The following is a 16503-nucleotide window of genomic DNA, read 5'->3' on the forward strand; positions in this document are numbered from 1 at the left end:
TCCAAGGCTGATCCGGAATTGACAAGCATACTGATAATCAGCATGCTGAGCAATATCGTCGATGCCTCTGGTCGCCACGTACGCCGCTTACCCGTCGACCGACGCCGTCGATGAACGGCAACCTATCGGTCAAAATCGCGTTGGAGGCCAAGAACGGGAGGAGCAGGTTTCATGCAGTTTCACCTGAACGGCTTCGAGCCGGGCGACCCTGATATCGCCGATCCCGTCGAGCGGGTTTCACCTTCCGGCATGTCTGGACCTGTTCCGGCGGAAGTCGACGTCCTGATCGTCGGGTGCGGACCGGCGGGTCTGACGCTGACGGCGCAGCTTGCGGCCTTTCCTGACATCAAGACCTGCATCGTCGAGCAGAAGCCGAGCCGGCTGCTGCGCGGCCAGGCCGACGGCGTCGCCTGCCGCACCATGGAGATGTTTCATGCCTACGGGTTCAGCGAACGCGTGCTGAAGGAGGCGTGCTGGATCACTGAAACGACGTTCTGGAAGCCTGATGACGGCAAGCCCGCAAACATCGTGCGCAGCGGCCGGGTTCAGGACGTCGAGGACGGGCTGTCGGAATTCCCACATGTCATTCTCAATCAGGCGCGCGTGCATGATTGCTATCTCGATGTCATGCGCAGATCGCCCGCGAAGCTCGAACCGTATTATTCACGACGCCTGCTCGACCTTAAGACCGCATCTGCGGCGCGCTTTGAAGACCACGCGGTGACCGTCAGCCTCGAGCGGCTCGATGCTGGGCACGAGGGTGAGGTCGAGACCGTCAAAGCCCGCTATGTCGTGGGGTGTGACGGCGCGCGCAGCACGGTGCGCAAGTCGATCGGGCGCGAGCTGCGCGGCGATTCCGCCAACCATGCCTGGGGCGTCATGGACGTCCTGGCCGTTACCGACTTTCCCGACATCCGCTTCAAGTCGCTGATCCAATCGGCCAGTGACGGCAGCATCATCGTGATCCCGCGCGAAGGCGGCTATCTGGTCCGGCTCTATGTCGAACTCGCGAATCTCGACGCCGGCGAGCGGGTCACTAGTCGCAACATCACGTCGGACGATCTGATCGCGAAGGCGCGGCGGATTCTCAATCCGCATACGCTCGACGTCAAGGAGATCGCCTGGTGGTCGGTCTATGAGATCGGCCAGCGGCTGACGGACAAGTTCGATGACGTGCCGGCAGAAGAGGTCGGGACGCGCCTGCCCCGCGTCTTCATCGCCGGCGATGCCTGCCATACCCACAGCCCGAAAGCCGGCCAGGGCATGAACGTCTCGATGCAGGACGCCTTCAATCTCGGATGGAAACTCGCCTCCGTGCTGCGCCGGCGCAGCGCGCCGCAGCTTCTGCACAGCTATTCGGCCGAACGGCAGGCGGTTGCGAAGGAACTGATCGACTTCGATCGCGAATGGGCCGAGATCCTTGGCTCCGCAAAGCGCGACAACAAGGGCGCGGACGCGGCGAAAACCCAGGATTATTTCGTCCGGCACGGCCGCTACACCGCGGGAACGGCGACCCACTACCATCAGTCCATCATCACCGCCGAGCCAACCCATCAGCATCTCGCCAAGGGATTAGCGATCGGCACGCGCTTTCACTCCGCGCCGGTCGTGCGGCTCTCGGACGCCAAGCCGGTTCACCTCGGCCATGTCGCGAAAGCAGACGGACGCTTTCGGCTCTTCATCTTCGCCGGCGCCGGCGATCCCGCAGCCGCCGACTCCCCTGTTCGCTCCCTGTGCGACTTCCTGCGCGAGAGTCCCAAATCTCCCGTCAGAAGGCACACGCCCGCGGGCGCAGATATCGATTCAGTGATCGATGTCCGTGCGGTGTTCCAGCAAGCGCATTCCGAGCTCGCCATCGAGGCAATGCCCCCGCTCCTTCTCCCGCCAAAGGGCCGCTACGGACTTCGCGACTACGAAAAAATGTTCTGCCCCGATCTGAAGAGCGGCCACGACTTCTTTGCGATGCGCGGCATCGATCGGAACGCCGGCTGCATGGTCGTGGTACGGCCGGACCAATACGTCGCGCATGTGCTCCCGCTCGATGGCCATGCGGCGCTTGCGGCATATTTCGACGGCTTCATGTTGCGGGCGGAGTGAGCGCTGGGGTGATTGCGGCGGACTTTCGCTGACGCCGCGGGCCGGCTCCCCGAAAGCGCCCATTTTTGTCGCAAAATCCAACGCAACGGGAACGGGCCGCCTCCATTGAACTAAGCGGTCTGCTCCGATATACGGGCACTCGACTCCGGCCGAGGGAACAGGGCCTTCCGGGGCCGTTCACGCCGCCTCCTCAGAGCCGTTCCGGATTATCTCCAATATATCAAAGGCTTAATGATGTCTTCCACATTCGATCAGATCGCCAACATTATCGCGGAGACCTGCGACATTCCGCGCGACACGATCAAGCCGGAGAGCCACGCCATCGACGATCTGGGAATCGACAGCCTGGACTTCCTCGACATCGCCTTTGCCATCGACAAGGCGTTCGGGATCAAGATGCCGCTCGAAAAATGGACCCAGGAGGTCAACGACGGCAAGGCCACGACCGAGCAGTATTTCGTGCTGCAGAATCTCGCCGATCGCATCGACGAACTGGTCGCCGCCAAGAATGCAGCCCCGGGCGCCTAGTCGCCCGCCATGGACATTGATTACTTTCGGCTGATCGACCGCATCGTCGACCTCAATCTCGACGAGAAGAGGATCACGGTCGAGGCACAGGTTCCGACTGTACACACCATCTTCGAAGGGCATTTTCCGGGTTTTCCGATCATGCCCGGCGTGCTGCTGACCGAAGCGATGGCGCAGAGTTCCGGCTGGCTGATACTTGGCGTCCTGAAGTTCGAGCGCATGCCGTTCCTGGCCATCGTGAAGGAAGCCAAGATGCGGGGTTTCGTCAGTCCCGGCTCGCTGCTGACGATCGAGGCGAAGCTCGAGCACGAAGGTTCCGGTTTTGCCGTCACCAAGGTCAAGGGGCGTGTCGGCAAGGAGTTGAAGTGCAGCGCTGAACTCACTTTCGGCCTGGCCCCCTTCCCCGACCCGGCCTTGCGCGTGCACATGGACGCGATGGCCAACAAGATCGGCTTCCCACTGCAGGCGATAACGCATGACTGAGCCAAAATCCCCGGGTGCAAAAGAAGTCTGGATCACCGGCATCGGCATCGTCTCCTCGCTCGGTGAAGGGCTGGACGCGCATTGGGATGCGCTGAACGGCAAGAAGATCAACATCGACGACAAGCGGTTTGCGCCCTACATCGTGCACCCGCTCGCGCCCGTCACCTTCGACGCCCAGATTCCGAAGAAGGGCGACCAGCGCCAGATGGAAGCGTGGCAGCGCATCGGCACCTATGCCGCGGGGTTGGCGCTGGATTCGGCCGGCGTGAAGGGCGACAAGGAAATTCTCGGCCGGATGGATATGATCGTTGCGGCCGGCGGCGGCGAGCGCGACCTCGCGGTCGACGTCGCCATCATGACCGCCGACGCCAAGGGTAATTCGAGCCCCGCCTTTCTCAACGAACGGCTGATGAACGATCTGCGACCGACGCTGTTTCTGGCCCAGCTCTCCAACCTGCTCGCCGGCAACATCGCCATCGTGCACGGCGTATGCGGAACGTCGCGCACCTTCATGGGCGAGGAAGCGGCCAGCATCGATGCGGCACGTATCGCCCTCGCCCGCATCGAGTCCGGACAGAGCGAGATTGCGCTGGTCGGCGCCGCCCATAATGGCGAACGCTCCGATCTCCTGGTCCTCTACGAATTCGGCGACTACAACCTGAAGGAAAAGTTCGCCCCCGTGTGGCAGCGCGAAGACCAAAGCGGCTTTGCGCTCGGCTCCGCCGGCTGCTTCCTGGTGCTGGAATCCCGCGAGCATGCCGAAGCGCGCGGCGCCAAGCCCTATGCGAAACTGACCAAGGTGGTCGCCGATCTCGCCCAGCGCAAGCAGCCGGGCGCGGTGACCAAATCGCTGGAAGCGCTGTGGCCAAAGCTCGGCATAGCCGGCGACAGCGGCAATCTGATCACAGGCGCGACCGGCGCCGAGCCGGTGACCTCGGAAGAGAAGGCGTTTTTGCGCCAGCACCCTGGATTTGCGGTGCGCGCCACCGGAACGATGTTCGGCCACACGCTGGAGACCCAGTTTCCGCTGGGGCTGGCGCTTGCGGCGCTCTCGCTCTCCCGCGGCGCGCTGTTTCCGCCCAACGATCCGACCGGGTTCGAGGTTGAAAAGACTGATAGCCCGGACCAGATTGTGGTGCTGGGGGCCGGTCACTGGCAGGGCGAAGGCATGGCCCTGGTCGAGGCCATCAAGTAGAGCGTCGTGGCCGAAAGCGCGCTTTCGCCACGGCTAGATGCAAGAGAGGCGCGCGAAACGCGCATTCAGGTTACGGCGCAACGTCGGGGGAACCAATGTCAGCACCACGCGATAAATTCGGCAGGCCGATCGTTGTCGTCACCGGCATGGGCGTGGTGACGTCGCTTGGCGCGGGCAAGCAAGACAACTGGCGCAAGCTGACCGAGGGTGTATCAGGCATCAAGACCGTGACGCGTTTCCCAATCGACGGCCTGAAGTCGACCATGGCGGGCACGGTCGACTTCGTCACCGTCGATCCCGTGACCTCGACGGGGCTGACCGAGCGGCTGGCCGAAATGGCGACCGAAGAAGCGCTTGGACAGGCCGCGATCGGAGCCAAGGCCGACTTCCCCGGCCCGCTGTTTCTGGCGGTGGCGCCTGTCGAAGTCGAATGGCCGCAACGGCTCGAGCTCGGGCGTGCGATCGGAAAAACCGAATTCGGCTATGACGACATGCTGCGCATCAGCGGCGGTGGCCGGTACACAAAATATCATCATCGCTTCATGTTCGGCTCGGTGGCGAGCCACCTCGCCGAAGCTTTCGGCACCAAGGGATCGCCGATTTCGCTCTCCACCGCCTGCGCCTCCGGCGCAACCGCGATCCAACTCGGCGTCGAGGCGATCCGCCGCGGCGATGCCGACGCTGCACTGTGCGTAGCAACCGACGGCTCCGTCAATCCGGAAGCATTGGTGCGCTTCTCGCTGCTGTCGGCCCTGTCGACGCAGAACGATCCGCCGCAGGCGGCTTCAAAGCCGTTCTCGAAGAACCGCGACGGTTTCGTGATGGCGGAAGGCGCCGGCGCGATGGTGCTGGAAAGCTATGAGTCGGCAACCGCCCGCGGCGCCAAAATTCTCGGCGTGGTGGCCGGTTGCGGCGAGCTGACCGACTCGTTCCACCGCACCCGCTCCAGCCCGGACGGCAAGCCGATTATCGGCTGCATGCGCAAGACGCTGGCCGACGCCGGCCTCGAGCCGGAACAGATCGATCATATCAACGCGCACGGCACCGCAACGCCGGAAAACGACAAGATGGAGTACAACACGACAGCGGTGGTGTTCGGCGAGCATCTGCCGAAGATTCCGGTGTCGTCGAACAAATCGATGGTCGGGCACACAATTTCCGCAGCCGGCGCGGTCGAGGCCGTGTTCTCGCTGCTGACGCTGGAGCATCAGCGGATTCCACCGACCATCAATTACGAAATTCCGGATCCGGCGATCCTGTTCGACGTGGTCGGCAACAAGGCGCGCGACGCCAAGGTTACCGCCGTGATGTCGAACTCGTTCGGCTTCGGCGGGCAAAACGCCTCGCTGATCCTGACGCGCGAACCGGTGTAGCGGTTACGGCCCTGCATTTGCGATGAACCGCCTGCTCCTACGCACCAAGGCGCGCCTGCGCGACGCCGCCAAGCCGGTGGCGGAATTAGCCGTCGGCGCGCTGACGGTCGCGCTGTTGCGCACCACCCGCTATTTCGATCCGGACAAAACCGCCAATTTCTTCGGCCGTGTCACCCGCTTCATCGGGCGACGGCTGCGCGAGGACCGCATCGGGCGCGAAAACCTCAAGGCCGCCTTCCCCGAGAAGTCGCCGGAGGAGATCGAGACCATTCTGACCGGGGTGTGGGACAATCTCGGCCGCATCGGCGCCGAGTTCGCCCATCTCGATCACATCTGGGACTACGACCTCGACCATCCGGACAAGCCGAGCCGCATCGAGTTCACCCCGCGGACCAAGCAGATTTTCGATCACCTGCGGGACGACGGCAAGCCGGCGATCATCTTCGCAAGCCACCTCGGCAATTGGGAAATCCCCGCGCTTGGCGCGGTCGCGCATGGGCTCGATTGCGCGATCCTGTTCCGCCGGCCGAACATCGAAGCCGCCGACCGCGCCATCGAACGGATCCGCGCCGTCAAGATGGGCACGCTGGTGCCGGCCGGCCGCGAGGCGCCGCTCAAGCTCGCCGAGGCCCTGCAGAGAGGCCAGCACGTCGCGATGCTGGTCGATCAGTACATGGGCAACGGCGTCGAGGTGACATTCTTCGGCCGCAAGACCAAGGCCAACCCCACGCTGGCGCGGTTGCTGCGGCAGGTCGAATGCCCCGTGCACGGCGTGCGCATCATCCGCCTGCCCAACCACCGCTTCCGCGCCGAGCTATCCGAAGAGGTCAAGCCGGTGCGCGATGCGTCGGGACAGATCGACATCCAGGGCACGATGCAGGCGGTGACGTCAGTCGTCGAAGGCTGGGTGCGGGAATATCCGGATCAGTGGCTGTGGCTGCACCGGAGGTGGCGGTAGGTCTGCCGCTCCCTCCCCGTCCTATCCGCCGAACAGCAGGCCGAGGCTCCACGCCTTCATCGCCACGGTCGATACCAGGACGAAGATAATCTGCAGCAGCGTGCGCGTTGAAAAGAAGGTGAGGATGTTGGACATGTGATGCTCCCGGAGGGAGCTATAGATTCTGCTTCTGGTTTCGGCAACAGGAGTTTGTCGCCCAGACAAGCCAACACGTCGCGCGAATGCGGGCCCCGATGCCCATTCGGGACTACGTGCAACGAGCTGGTCATTCCGGGATGGTGCGTAAGCACCAGACCCGGAATCTCGAGATTCTCAGGTGCGCAATTGCGCACCATAGTTCGATGCTTCGCATCGCCCCGGAATGACGGCAGAGCCGTCACCTCCCCGTCTTCACCTTCGTCCAGAGCCGGTTGATGATGCGCTGCGTCGCGGGGTCGCGGCCCTGGATGACAAACAGCTTTTTCTGCATCGCCTCATCCGGATAGATATTCCTGTCGTTGAGGATTTTCGGATCGATCAGTTTCTGGCTCGCCAGATTGCCGTTGGCGTAGGACAGGAAGTCGGAATTTTTCGCGGCGACGTCCGGGCGGTAGAGGTAGTTGACCAGTTCATAGGCCTCCGCGACGTTCTTGGCGTCAGCAGGAATCGCGAGATTGTCGAAGAACATCTGCGCGCCCTCTTTCGGAATCGTGTAGCCGATCTCGACGCCGTTCCTGGCTTCCGCCGCGCGGCTGCGCGCCTGCATCACGTCGCCCGACCAACCTACCACGAAGCAGATCTCGCCGGACGCCAGCGCGCCCAGATACTCCGAGGAATGAAACTTGCGGACGTTGGGCCTGATCTTGCTGACGAGATCGGCGGCCTTTTCCAGATCGGCCTGCTTGGTCGAATTCGGATCGATGCCGAGATAGCTGAGCGCCGCGGGCAGAATGTCGTCGGCGGAATCCAGCATGTGGACGCCGCAATCCCTGAACTTGGCAAGATTTTCCGGCTTGAAGACGATATCCCAGCTATCGATCTTCGCGTCGGGCCGCAGAATTTTCTGCACCGTCTTGACGTTGTAACCGACACCCGTGGTGCCCCACATGTAGTTGGCGGCGTAATTATTGCCGGGATCATAGGACGCGAGTTGGCCCGTCACCACCGGCCAGGCGTTGGCGAGATTGGGCAGCTTCGACTTGTCGAGCTTGAGGAAGACTTTTGCCGTGATCTGGCGCTGCAGGAAATAGCCGGTTGGTACCACGACGTCGTAGCCTGACTTGCCCGCCAAGAGGCGCGTCTCCAGCGTCTCGTTGGCGTCAAAGGTGTCGTAGACCACCTTGATGCCGGTTTCCTTGGTAAAGTCTTCCAGCACCCCCGGCGCCATATAGTTCGACCAATTGTAGAAATTGACCGTACGCTCCTGCGCCCACGCGGGCGAGAGCGACAGCGCGACAGTCATCGCGCCGATCAGGCAAAGCGAGCCTCGGACTGGATCGCGCATCTTCTACCTCTTGCGACGGCCGTGCACCGCGTCCGACAGGCGTTCCAGCGCGGTATCCAGCGTTTCGTCCTTCTTTGAAAAACAAAACCGCACCACCGAGGTCACCGCATCCTGCTCGTAGAACGCCGAGACCGGGATCGCGGCGACTTTGTAGTCGGTCACGATGCGCTTGCAGAACTCGACATCCGTCTCGTTGAGCCCGAGCGGCGACAAATCGACGGTGAGAAAATACGTGCCCTGCGATTTCAGCACGGGAAAGCCGATGCTCTCCAGCCCCTTCGTCAAACGGTCCCGGCTCCGCGCCAGTTCCTTGCGCATGTCGTAGAAATAGTCATCTGATTTGCCGAGGCCGTAGGCGACGGCGGCCTGCAGGTTCGGCGCAGTGGTGAAGGTGAGAAACTGGTGCACCTTGGCCGCTACCCTGAGCAGCGGCGGTGCGGCGCAGACGAAGCCGACCTTCCATCCCGTCAACGAAAAAATCTTGCCGGCGCTGCCGACCTTGATGGTGCGGTCGCGCATGCCCGGGATCGTGATCAGCGGGATATGCTCGCGGCCGTCGAAGATCACGTGCTCCCAGACCTCGTCACAGATCGCGATCGTATCGAACTGCTGGCAGAACCGCGCCAGCAATTCGAGGTCCTCGCGGGGATAGACGACCGCGGCCGGATTGAGCGGATTGTTGAACAGCACCGCCTTGGTCTTGTGATTGAAGACGCTTGCCAGCATCTCTTCCGTCAGCCGCCAGCCCGGCGGTTCCAGCCGCAACAGGCGCGGAATGCCGCCGGCCTGGCGGATGATCGGCAGATAGCTGTCATAGACCGGCTGGAATACGACGACCTCGTCGCCGGGTTCGACGACGGCGAGGATGGACGCCGTCAGCGCTTCGGTGCCGCCCGAAGTCACCATCACCTCGGTCATCGGATCGAGCGCGAGCTTGTGCCAGCGGCCGTAATGGGCGGCGATGGCCTGCCGCAGCTCCGGGATGCCCATCATCGACGGGTACTGGTTGTAGCCGTTCACCGTCGCGTCGGCCGCCGCACGGCGGATGTCCTCCGGGCCGGGATCGTCGGGAAAGCCCTGCCCGAGATTGATGGCATTGTTGTCGCGGGCGGCCTGCGACATCGCTTCGAACACGGTGACGGGAAGGTCGGCAAAGACCTTGTTCATGGACGTCATGGCGCGTCAGCCGCCGGTCCTGGTCTGCAATCCCGCAGCCTTCCACGCCAAAATGCCGCCCGCCAGATGCTTGTCATAGGGCAGACCAGCAGCCTGCGCCGCTAAAGACGCCGTCACCGAGCGCTTGCCGGAGCGGCAGGCGAACACCACCTGCCTGCCCTTGGGATCGGGAATGCCGGCCGGGTCGAACGACTGCAGCGGCACCACCACACCATCAGGATAGGCTTCCACCGCGACCTCGTTCGGCTCACGGACGTCGACCAAGAGATAGCGTCCCTCCGCCATTCCCTTCGCCACGTCTTCCGGCGTTAAATCGTGCACCTGATGGTCCGCCACGCAATCCTCCTGACAAGTCGCCGCGAGGGATCCAATGGGTCCCCGCCAAGCGGGCGCCAAAGTCGCCCCTCGCGGGAAGAAAATCAAGCGCCGCGAACGGTTTAAACGGCCGTCAAAACGCGCTGCCGCCCCGCGCTCCTATCCTCTTTCCGCCCTGTTTTTCAGGTCAGAAGTTCTTTCGCTATGGGCCAGGTGCCTGCCGGCGTTTGAGGACCGGCAGCCCGGTAGCCTCGACGAAGGTAAAAGCCGCGCGCGTTTGAGCTTGCCTCAGCGCGCACCGAAGGGAACTGCCGGTCGCGGATCAGCCCTTCGAGCCTATCGAGCAATCCGGCACCTACGCCCTGCCCGGCACATTCCGGCGCCGTGTACAGGCCTTCCAGCCTGTCACCGGAAATGGCCCCCCACCCCGCGACGATGCCGCTCCGTTCGGCAACCCATACTTCCAGCTCACGCAGCTTCCGCTCCATGCCGGATGGCGTGAGCTTAGCCGCCCAAGCCTGCGCCTCGGCGACGGTCATCGTTGGCGGCGCAAGTTCAAGGATCGATCGTCGCCGAATGTCGCAGAGACGGTTCGCGTCGTTGCGCATCGCCGGGCGGTAAACGGCACCCATCTTTATCTGCCCCGCGTCAAACGGACCTGCCGAACCGGTTTTCTTTTGTCGGTCCGTTGCGCGATCCATCGTGTACCCGCCGGCAGCGACATCCTCGACCCCGGAAGGCGACGATATCGCAGCCGCGACGTTTGCAGAGTGGGTACCGTGACCGTCCTCGATCGCCAATCGGCGCTACGTTCGGCTAACGGAGGGCGAGCGGCCGCAGCGTCGTGCCGGCCACGGTGCCGCGGATGGCGTTTGTGGTCAGGATATAGGCGAACTCGTAGACGCGATCTGCAGCGAGCCGCTCGAGGTTGTTGAACTCCAGGATGTGGACACCCTGCTGGACCAGCAGATAGACGTGGACCGGGATGAAGCTGCCGCCAACGGCCTGAGAGTCGGCCGGCTTCGGCGGCCCATATTCGAGCCCGGACGTATCGGAACCGAGCACAAGCGCGCCCTTCTCCTCGACGAGCCACTTCGCGGCTGTCAGGCCGATGCCCGCCGAGTCGTGCTGGCCGATCTTGGCGTGGTCGCGGCCGTTCTCGCCCCAGTAGCGGGCGGTTCCCGTGCGCAGCAGAACGACCGTGCCAGGGGTGACGTCGACGTTCTGCGCCTTCAACGCGCCCTCGATGTCAGCGACAGTGATTTCATAGGAAGACGGAAGGGCCTCCACGTTCTTGAAGCCCGCAACGTCGACCAACACGCCCCGGGCGACGATCGGCGGGATCGTCGTCACGTCGGCCTTGCGAACGCCGAAGTCGCCGCCCCACTCGTCGGACGTGAAACCGTTGTAAAACTCGTTCTTCGGTCCATGCGTAATGTGGCCGAGCCCATCAATCTGGGTCGCCACGTTGTCGTTCATGAAGATCGCGTTGCTATGCCAGGCGGTGATGCCCGTATTGCCGCCCTCCGGCGTAGTGAACGATAGATCCTTCTGGCTCCTCACGCCCGCAGGCGACCGGAAGCTCATGATTTCTCCCGGGCTGTGGCCGGGCCATTTGTATGAATAGCGGTCGTATGGAAGGCCGAGATCGTAGACCTTACCCTGTGTCACGAGTTTCAACGCGGCCAAACGTGATGCATCGGTCATCTCGTTGAGGTTTCCGACCTCGTCCTGAGGCCCCCAGACCCAGCCCCACCCTTTTCCTTTTGACCATTTCTTCATGCCACCGTCCTGCGCAAAGCCGTTGCCGGCGGCGAATGCGAGAACGATTACGGCGAGCAGGAATCGCGAAACTACCTTCATGGAATCCTCCTGGAACGACATGAATAGCTCAGCTTGCCCAGTCTAGGCCTGAGCTGACGGTGGGATCAACGAGATTGTCGGTCGGGGGCCGGCCGACCGATTCCATCGCGCGCAGATGGCTCACGTGCGGCAAAAGCCGATAGCCCGGCTCGGATGTCTCGCACCACAGGTGAGCCAGTTCACATCAGGGCGCGACAACGAGGATTAAAATGCCCATGCCCACCTGGCGTGAAACAACACACCATCGCGTGGGCGGCAAAACGGAGTCTTCCGATGAAATCCGTATCAGGACTGACGGCAGCTACCTTGCTGCCGGGCATCATCGCTGCTGCGCTGCTCAGCGCATCAGCGCGCGCCGATGTCGTCACTGACTGGAACGTGACCACCAGTACCCTGGTGTCCAGCGACATCGGCAACAACCCCCGACTGCGCACCCTGGCCATGGTGCATGTTGCGATGTCGGATGCGATCAATACCGTGCATAACCGCTACACCCGCGTGGTCGCGACGGTTCCGGCTTCACCTGACGCGTCGGCCGAAGCCGCGGCCGCGACGGCCGCGCGGCAGATCCTCATTCAGATCTACCCGGCAAAGAAAGACAAGATCGAAGAGGCCTACGCGGCATCGCTCAAAGCGATCCCTGACGGGTCTGCCAAGGACGAAGGCATCAAGCTGGGTATGGCGGTCGCCGACGCGGTACAGGCCGACCGCGCAAACGACGGCACCAACGCTCCCGACACTTACCGGCCGCACACTGCCCCGGGGATATATGTGCCGACCACGCTGCCGATGTTGGAGCAATATGCGCATGCGAAGCCATGGGTGTTTGGGAGTGCCGACCAGTTCCGGCCCGGCCCGCCGCCGGCACTGTCGAGCGCCGAGTGGGCCCGGGACTACAACGAGGTCAAGAGCCTCGGCGGCACCAAAAGCACGGCGCGTACCGCTGAGCAGACCGAGGCGGTCAGGTTCTGGGATAACATTAATTTCGGCCCGGCATGGCAGGCGGCGGCACGCGAGCTCGCCATGAAGCATGAGATGCCGCTCGCCGAATGTGCCCGACTGTTCGCGCTGCTCAACATGAGTTTGGCGAACGCCTACATCGTCAATTGGGACGCGAAGTACACCTACAATCTCTGGCGCCCGGTCACCGCGATCCGCAACGGTGACCAGGACGGCAACGATGCCACCGTGCGCGATGCCGGCTGGACCTCGTTCAACCCGACGCCGATGCATCCGGAATACCCCTCGCAGGCGACCATCAACGCAACCATCGCGTCGGCGGTTCTGGAATCGGTGTTCGGTCCCGTGAAGGCCATTCCTTTCACGGCAACCGACGTGCGGGATGCGAAGCGGACGCGGCCGTTCGCCAGCTTGGCCGATATGGCCGAGGAGCAGAAGAATGTCCGCGTGTGGGGCGGCGTGCACTATAGATTCGCGATCCGCACTAGCGAGGACGTGGGCCGAAAGGTCGCGGCCTATATGATCGAGAATACGCTCAAGCCGGCGCGTTGAGCGCTTGAGCCGGCCACGCGCGAAGCCCCGGATGTGAATCCGGGGCTTTCACGCAACTTATCCCGCGAATGTTCGCTAACCGAAATAGACTGGAACTGATTGATCGACCCTCAAGCGCGGCGAATGACCCACCTCGGACCGTCGAACGCGCGCGAAAAAAAATCAACTGGGATGGAGACGGCAAATGGACATTAGAGCCGCACTGAAGGAGCTATGTGAAGCCTTCAACGCGCACGATCTTGATCGCATCATGGCATGCTTTTCCGACGATTGCGTCTTGGAGATGCCGAGGGGAAGCAGGCCCTGGGGCTCCCGTTTCGAGGGCAAAGGGAATGTACGAGAAGCGCTGGCGGCACGCTTTGAAGGCTTGCCCGATGTCCACTACGGCAACGATGAGCATTTTGTGGATGCGGCTGCCGATACCGGCATCTCAAAATGGACCCTCACAGGCACCACCCGCGAGGGCACGAAAAAGGAGGTCCGAGGTTGTGACTTCTATACGTTCCGCAATGGCAAGGTGATCCGCAAGGACTCGTACTGGAAAATCGTCGATTGAGATTTTGGTATTGGGCACCCGAAGCGGACATCGTTCCTTCAGAAGGCTCTTTCTTCGCTGTGCATTATATCACCCATAGCTGAGGGGAAGCGCGCTCTGCCTTGCGTCGCGACTTTGTCGTGACACTTCCGAAAATAGGGCGTACTCATGCGTGCGCTGATCAGCGGCCAAAGCGCCTTGCGATAATTCCCGAATGGCGCGTGCAACGGCGACCGGCTGATCAAACAAGCTTCATAGATCAAAATATCGTCCGCGTGGTGCCGAGCTAGTGCAGCAGCCCCATCGCGAAGTCGCTTGACGTTCCGATATGCAAACTCAAGGGGTGTTCTCGAAGAAGGAGAGCTTCCATGAAACTTCGTGCAGCATTGTTCTTTGCGGCCGCACTCGGCGGTGCCGCTGCCATGTTTGCCCCTGCTACAACGGCCGAGGCTGAGCCCAACAGCCAGATCACCATCCTTTACGACGCATTCGGCACCGATGCCGCGATGAAGAAGGATTGGGGCTTCTCCGCGCTCGTGGAGGTCGCCGGTAAACGAATTCTATTCGACACAGGCAACGATCCAGATATCTTCGCAGCTAACGTCAAGGCGAAGGGTATTGACCTCACCAACATCGATTTCGTCGTCCTGTCGCACCGCCACTCCGACCACATGGCCGGCCTGAACTATGTTCTAAGCGTGAATCCGACGGTGAAGATCTACGCACCCAGGGAAGGATTCGGCATTTACGGCTCGTCGCTGCCATCGAGCTTCTACCGCAAGGATGAGACTTTGCCGCCCGAGATGCGCTACTACGACGGCAGGCCGCCGGAAGTCATGAAATTCGGCACCGCCTGGCAGGGCGCCAACATCGAGCTGATAGACAAGACCACGGAAATCGCCCCAGACATTACTTTGATAGCACTGGTATCCGACGCCCCTGGCACGAGGGAGCTCAAGGAGTTGTCCCTGGCTGTCAACACTTCGGACGGTGTAGTGCTCGTGGTCGGCTGCGCGCACCCGGGGGTCGAAAAAATCGTCGAGGCGGCGACGGCCATCAGTCCCAAAATTCGTCTGATCGCCGGCGGCTTCCATCTCGTCGTCGCAGCGGACGACGTCATCTCCAAATCCGTGGCAGCGCTCAAGGATACGTTCAAGGTAGAGAACATCGCTCCGGGCCACTGCACGGGTGAGCCGACCTTCGCGGCGTTGAAGCAGGCGTTCGGTGATCGCTACCTTTATGCGGGCGTTGGCACCTCGCTGCCTTTGGGACCAAGCACGGGCTCTGTTGGCCGACGTGGCGAGGGGCCCGCGTTCCAAGAGGACGACCTAACCACTTATCGAAACCTCGCTCGCCGCGAAGACCCCTTCGGCATTCGCCAGGCGCGGAGCCAACGGTCAAAGCTTTCGCACCTGTGAAGGCGCTCAACGCGCCTGAGCACGATCGACGCACAGCGCAGGACGAGATGGCGCTATTGCCATAAACGGCGGAGGGGTGACCTCTCAGAGATGCGCCTGAAGGTCAGAATTGACTACCTTTCGGAAGTGAAGAACCGCCCCGGCGGTGTCTGTTGACCGGAGGCAAAGCGGACTTCATCCGCCATCCGCGCACGTCGAAAAATGCCCCAAGGGAACACCGGTAACACACGGGGCTGCAGTCCTTGACGTCACCCCCATTCGTGTCCATATGTCGGGCTGTCGACACTTGGCCGAAAGACTGGGCCGCTTTGCCTTGCGCTACTGACAGGCACGCACGTTTCAGACCCTTCTCCAAAAAATCGATCAACCGACGAAGGTGCCGATCCATCGGTGCTTCGATCTTCCGTGCACAGTCAGAAGGAATATCTCCGTGCAAAAGAGCGCTGTGCAGTGGTCCAACCGGCAAGAGAGCTTTGGGCCTCCCAATGGGAGCGATGACGTCCTCGACGCGCGGCGTTGGAGGCGCATTTTGGACGACTACAGCACCCCAAATCGGCTGCGCAGCATTGCCGAACTGGCGATCACGGCTTTGCCGCTCATCATGTTGTGGACCGCGGCCTGGTTCACGTTCTCCCTTGGCTATGCCTGGGCCTCATTACTTATCGCGATTCCGGCTGCGGGCTTTCTCGTACGCCTGTTCATGATCCAGCACGACTGCGGTCATGGCACCTTTTTCGCCAGCCGTCTGGCGAATGACTGGGTCGGCCGCGTCCTTGGCGTGCTTACGCTCACGCCCTACGACTGTTGGCGCCGCTCGCATGCGACGCATCATGCCACCACCGGCAACCTCGATCGCCGCGGTACCGGCGATCTCGATACGCTGACCGTGCGCGAATACCGCGCCCTTCCCTGGTGGGGTCGCCTGAAATACCGCCTTTACCGCCACCCGCTGATCATGTTCGGGGTCGGGCCAGCCTATCTGTTTCTTTTGCAGCAGAGGCTCCCGGTCGGCCTCATGCGCAATGGTTGGCAGCCTTGGGCCAGTACAATGGCAACCAATCTCGCGATTGCCGTCATCGTCGCTACGCTCACATGGTTTATCGGCATCAAGGCGGTCCTGCTCGTGCACCTTCCGATTATCCTCCTCGCCGCCACCGCCGGCGTATGGCTGTTCTACGTGCAGCATCAATTTGAGCACACGACCTGGGAGCGCGACGAGAGCTGGAACCTGCATCAAGCCGCTCTGCACGGCAGCTCACATTACGAACTGCCGGCGCTGCTACGCTGGTTCACGGCCAACATCGGTGTTCACCACGTGCATCACCTTTCCAGTCGCATTCCCTATTACCGGCTGCCGCGCGTGCTGCACGACCACCCTGAATTGCGCGACGTTGGTCGCATAACGCTGCTGCAGAGCTTCCGGTGTGTACGGCTTGTGTTATGGGACGAGGCGCAGCGCCGCTTGGTGTCGTTCCGGGAAATCAGGGCGCGGGACGTTTAGGAAGCAGTGACAATCTCGCCGCCCCGTCACCGTAGCGGCCGCGGCTTTCAGACATCACGTCATATC

15 protein-coding genes are annotated in these 16503 nt (G+C 62.1%); 10 read left to right on the forward strand and 5 right to left on the reverse strand.

Annotation, left to right across the window (positions count from 1 at the left end; translation table 11 throughout):
• Positions 1–171: 171 nt before the first annotated feature.
• The 6 genes from CP49_RS08985 to CP49_RS09010 all read left to right on the forward strand — a co-directional run bounded on the left by CP49_RS08985 (position 172) and on the right by CP49_RS09010 (position 6634).
• A complete protein-coding gene (locus CP49_RS08985; protein ID WP_057849914.1) occupies positions 172–2097 on the forward strand; it encodes an FAD-binding monooxygenase in 1926 nt (641 codons plus the stop codon).
• 234 nt (positions 2098–2331) lie between these two features.
• Positions 2332–2625: an acyl carrier protein gene (locus CP49_RS08990; protein WP_028346689.1), complete on the forward strand. Its 294-nt coding sequence runs from the start codon at positions 2332–2334 to the stop codon at positions 2623–2625.
• 9 nt (positions 2626–2634) lie between these two features.
• Positions 2635–3108, forward strand: a complete 474-nt coding sequence (locus CP49_RS08995; protein WP_057849915.1) for a 3-hydroxyacyl-ACP dehydratase FabZ family protein — start codon at positions 2635–2637, stop codon at positions 3106–3108.
• Entirely contained in the window at positions 3101–4303 is a 1203-nt protein-coding gene (locus CP49_RS09000) for a beta-ketoacyl-ACP synthase (RefSeq protein ID WP_057849916.1), read from the forward strand. The genes CP49_RS08995 and CP49_RS09000 overlap by 8 nt, the downstream gene beginning before the upstream one ends.
• Positions 4304–4398: 95 nt before the next feature.
• Positions 4399–5676 (forward strand): beta-ketoacyl-ACP synthase, encoded by a 1278-nt coding sequence (locus tag CP49_RS09005; protein ID WP_057849917.1) that lies wholly within the window; start codon positions 4399–4401, stop codon positions 5674–5676.
• A gap of 22 nt (positions 5677–5698) precedes the next feature.
• Positions 5699–6634, forward strand: coding sequence for a lipid A biosynthesis lauroyl acyltransferase (locus CP49_RS09010; protein WP_057849918.1), 936 nt, complete (start codon positions 5699–5701; stop codon positions 6632–6634).
• Between the two features lie 376 nt (positions 6635–7010).
• Here the strand turns inward: CP49_RS09010 and CP49_RS09015 are convergent, their stop codons facing one another.
• The 5 genes from CP49_RS09015 to CP49_RS09035 form a co-directional block, all read right to left on the reverse strand.
• The gene (locus CP49_RS09015; RefSeq protein WP_245310621.1) at positions 7011–8075 is read right to left on the reverse strand and encodes a polyamine ABC transporter substrate-binding protein; all 1065 of its coding nucleotides are present in this window, start codon (positions 8073–8075) and stop codon (positions 7011–7013) included.
• Positions 8076–8120: 45 nt separating this feature from the next.
• On the reverse strand, positions 8121–9293 hold the full coding sequence (locus CP49_RS09020) for an aminotransferase (protein WP_057849920.1): 1173 nt from the start codon (positions 9291–9293) through the stop codon (positions 8121–8123).
• 6 nt (positions 9294–9299) lie between these two features.
• Positions 9300–9629: a rhodanese-like domain-containing protein gene (locus CP49_RS09025; RefSeq protein ID WP_057849921.1), complete on the reverse strand. Its 330-nt coding sequence runs from the start codon at positions 9627–9629 to the stop codon at positions 9300–9302.
• A gap of 161 nt (positions 9630–9790) precedes the next feature.
• The gene (locus CP49_RS09030; protein WP_057849922.1) at positions 9791–10408 is read right to left on the reverse strand and encodes a GNAT family N-acetyltransferase; all 618 of its coding nucleotides are present in this window, start codon (positions 10406–10408) and stop codon (positions 9791–9793) included.
• Between the two features lie 16 nt (positions 10409–10424).
• Positions 10425–11471 carry a cyclase family protein gene (locus tag CP49_RS09035; protein WP_197423057.1) on the reverse strand — a complete coding sequence of 349 codons (1047 nt, stop codon included), beginning with the start codon at positions 11469–11471 and terminating at the stop codon, positions 10425–10427.
• Positions 11472–11744: 273 nt separating this feature from the next.
• Here CP49_RS09035 and CP49_RS09040 point away from each other — a divergent pair, with 273 nt between their 5' ends.
• The 4 genes from CP49_RS09040 (at position 11745) to CP49_RS09055 (ending at position 16437) form a co-directional block, all read left to right on the forward strand.
• Positions 11745–12983 carry a vanadium-dependent haloperoxidase gene (locus CP49_RS09040; protein WP_057849924.1) on the forward strand — a complete coding sequence of 413 codons (1239 nt, stop codon included), beginning with the start codon at positions 11745–11747 and terminating at the stop codon, positions 12981–12983.
• 184 nt (positions 12984–13167) lie between these two features.
• Positions 13168–13539: a nuclear transport factor 2 family protein gene (locus CP49_RS09045; protein WP_057849925.1), complete on the forward strand. Its 372-nt coding sequence runs from the start codon at positions 13168–13170 to the stop codon at positions 13537–13539.
• Positions 13540–13886: 347 nt separating this feature from the next.
• Positions 13887–14936, forward strand: a complete 1050-nt coding sequence (locus CP49_RS09050) for an MBL fold metallo-hydrolase (RefSeq protein WP_057849926.1) — start codon at positions 13887–13889, stop codon at positions 14934–14936.
• Positions 14937–15465: 529 nt separating this feature from the next.
• On the forward strand, positions 15466–16437 hold the full coding sequence (locus CP49_RS09055) for a fatty acid desaturase (RefSeq protein WP_420807596.1): 972 nt from the start codon (positions 15466–15468) through the stop codon (positions 16435–16437).
• Positions 16438–16503 lie beyond the last annotated feature (66 nt).

The sequence above is a fragment of the Bradyrhizobium valentinum genome (genome assembly GCF_001440405.1).
Classification (GTDB): Bacteria; Pseudomonadota; Alphaproteobacteria; order Rhizobiales; family Xanthobacteraceae; genus Bradyrhizobium; species Bradyrhizobium valentinum.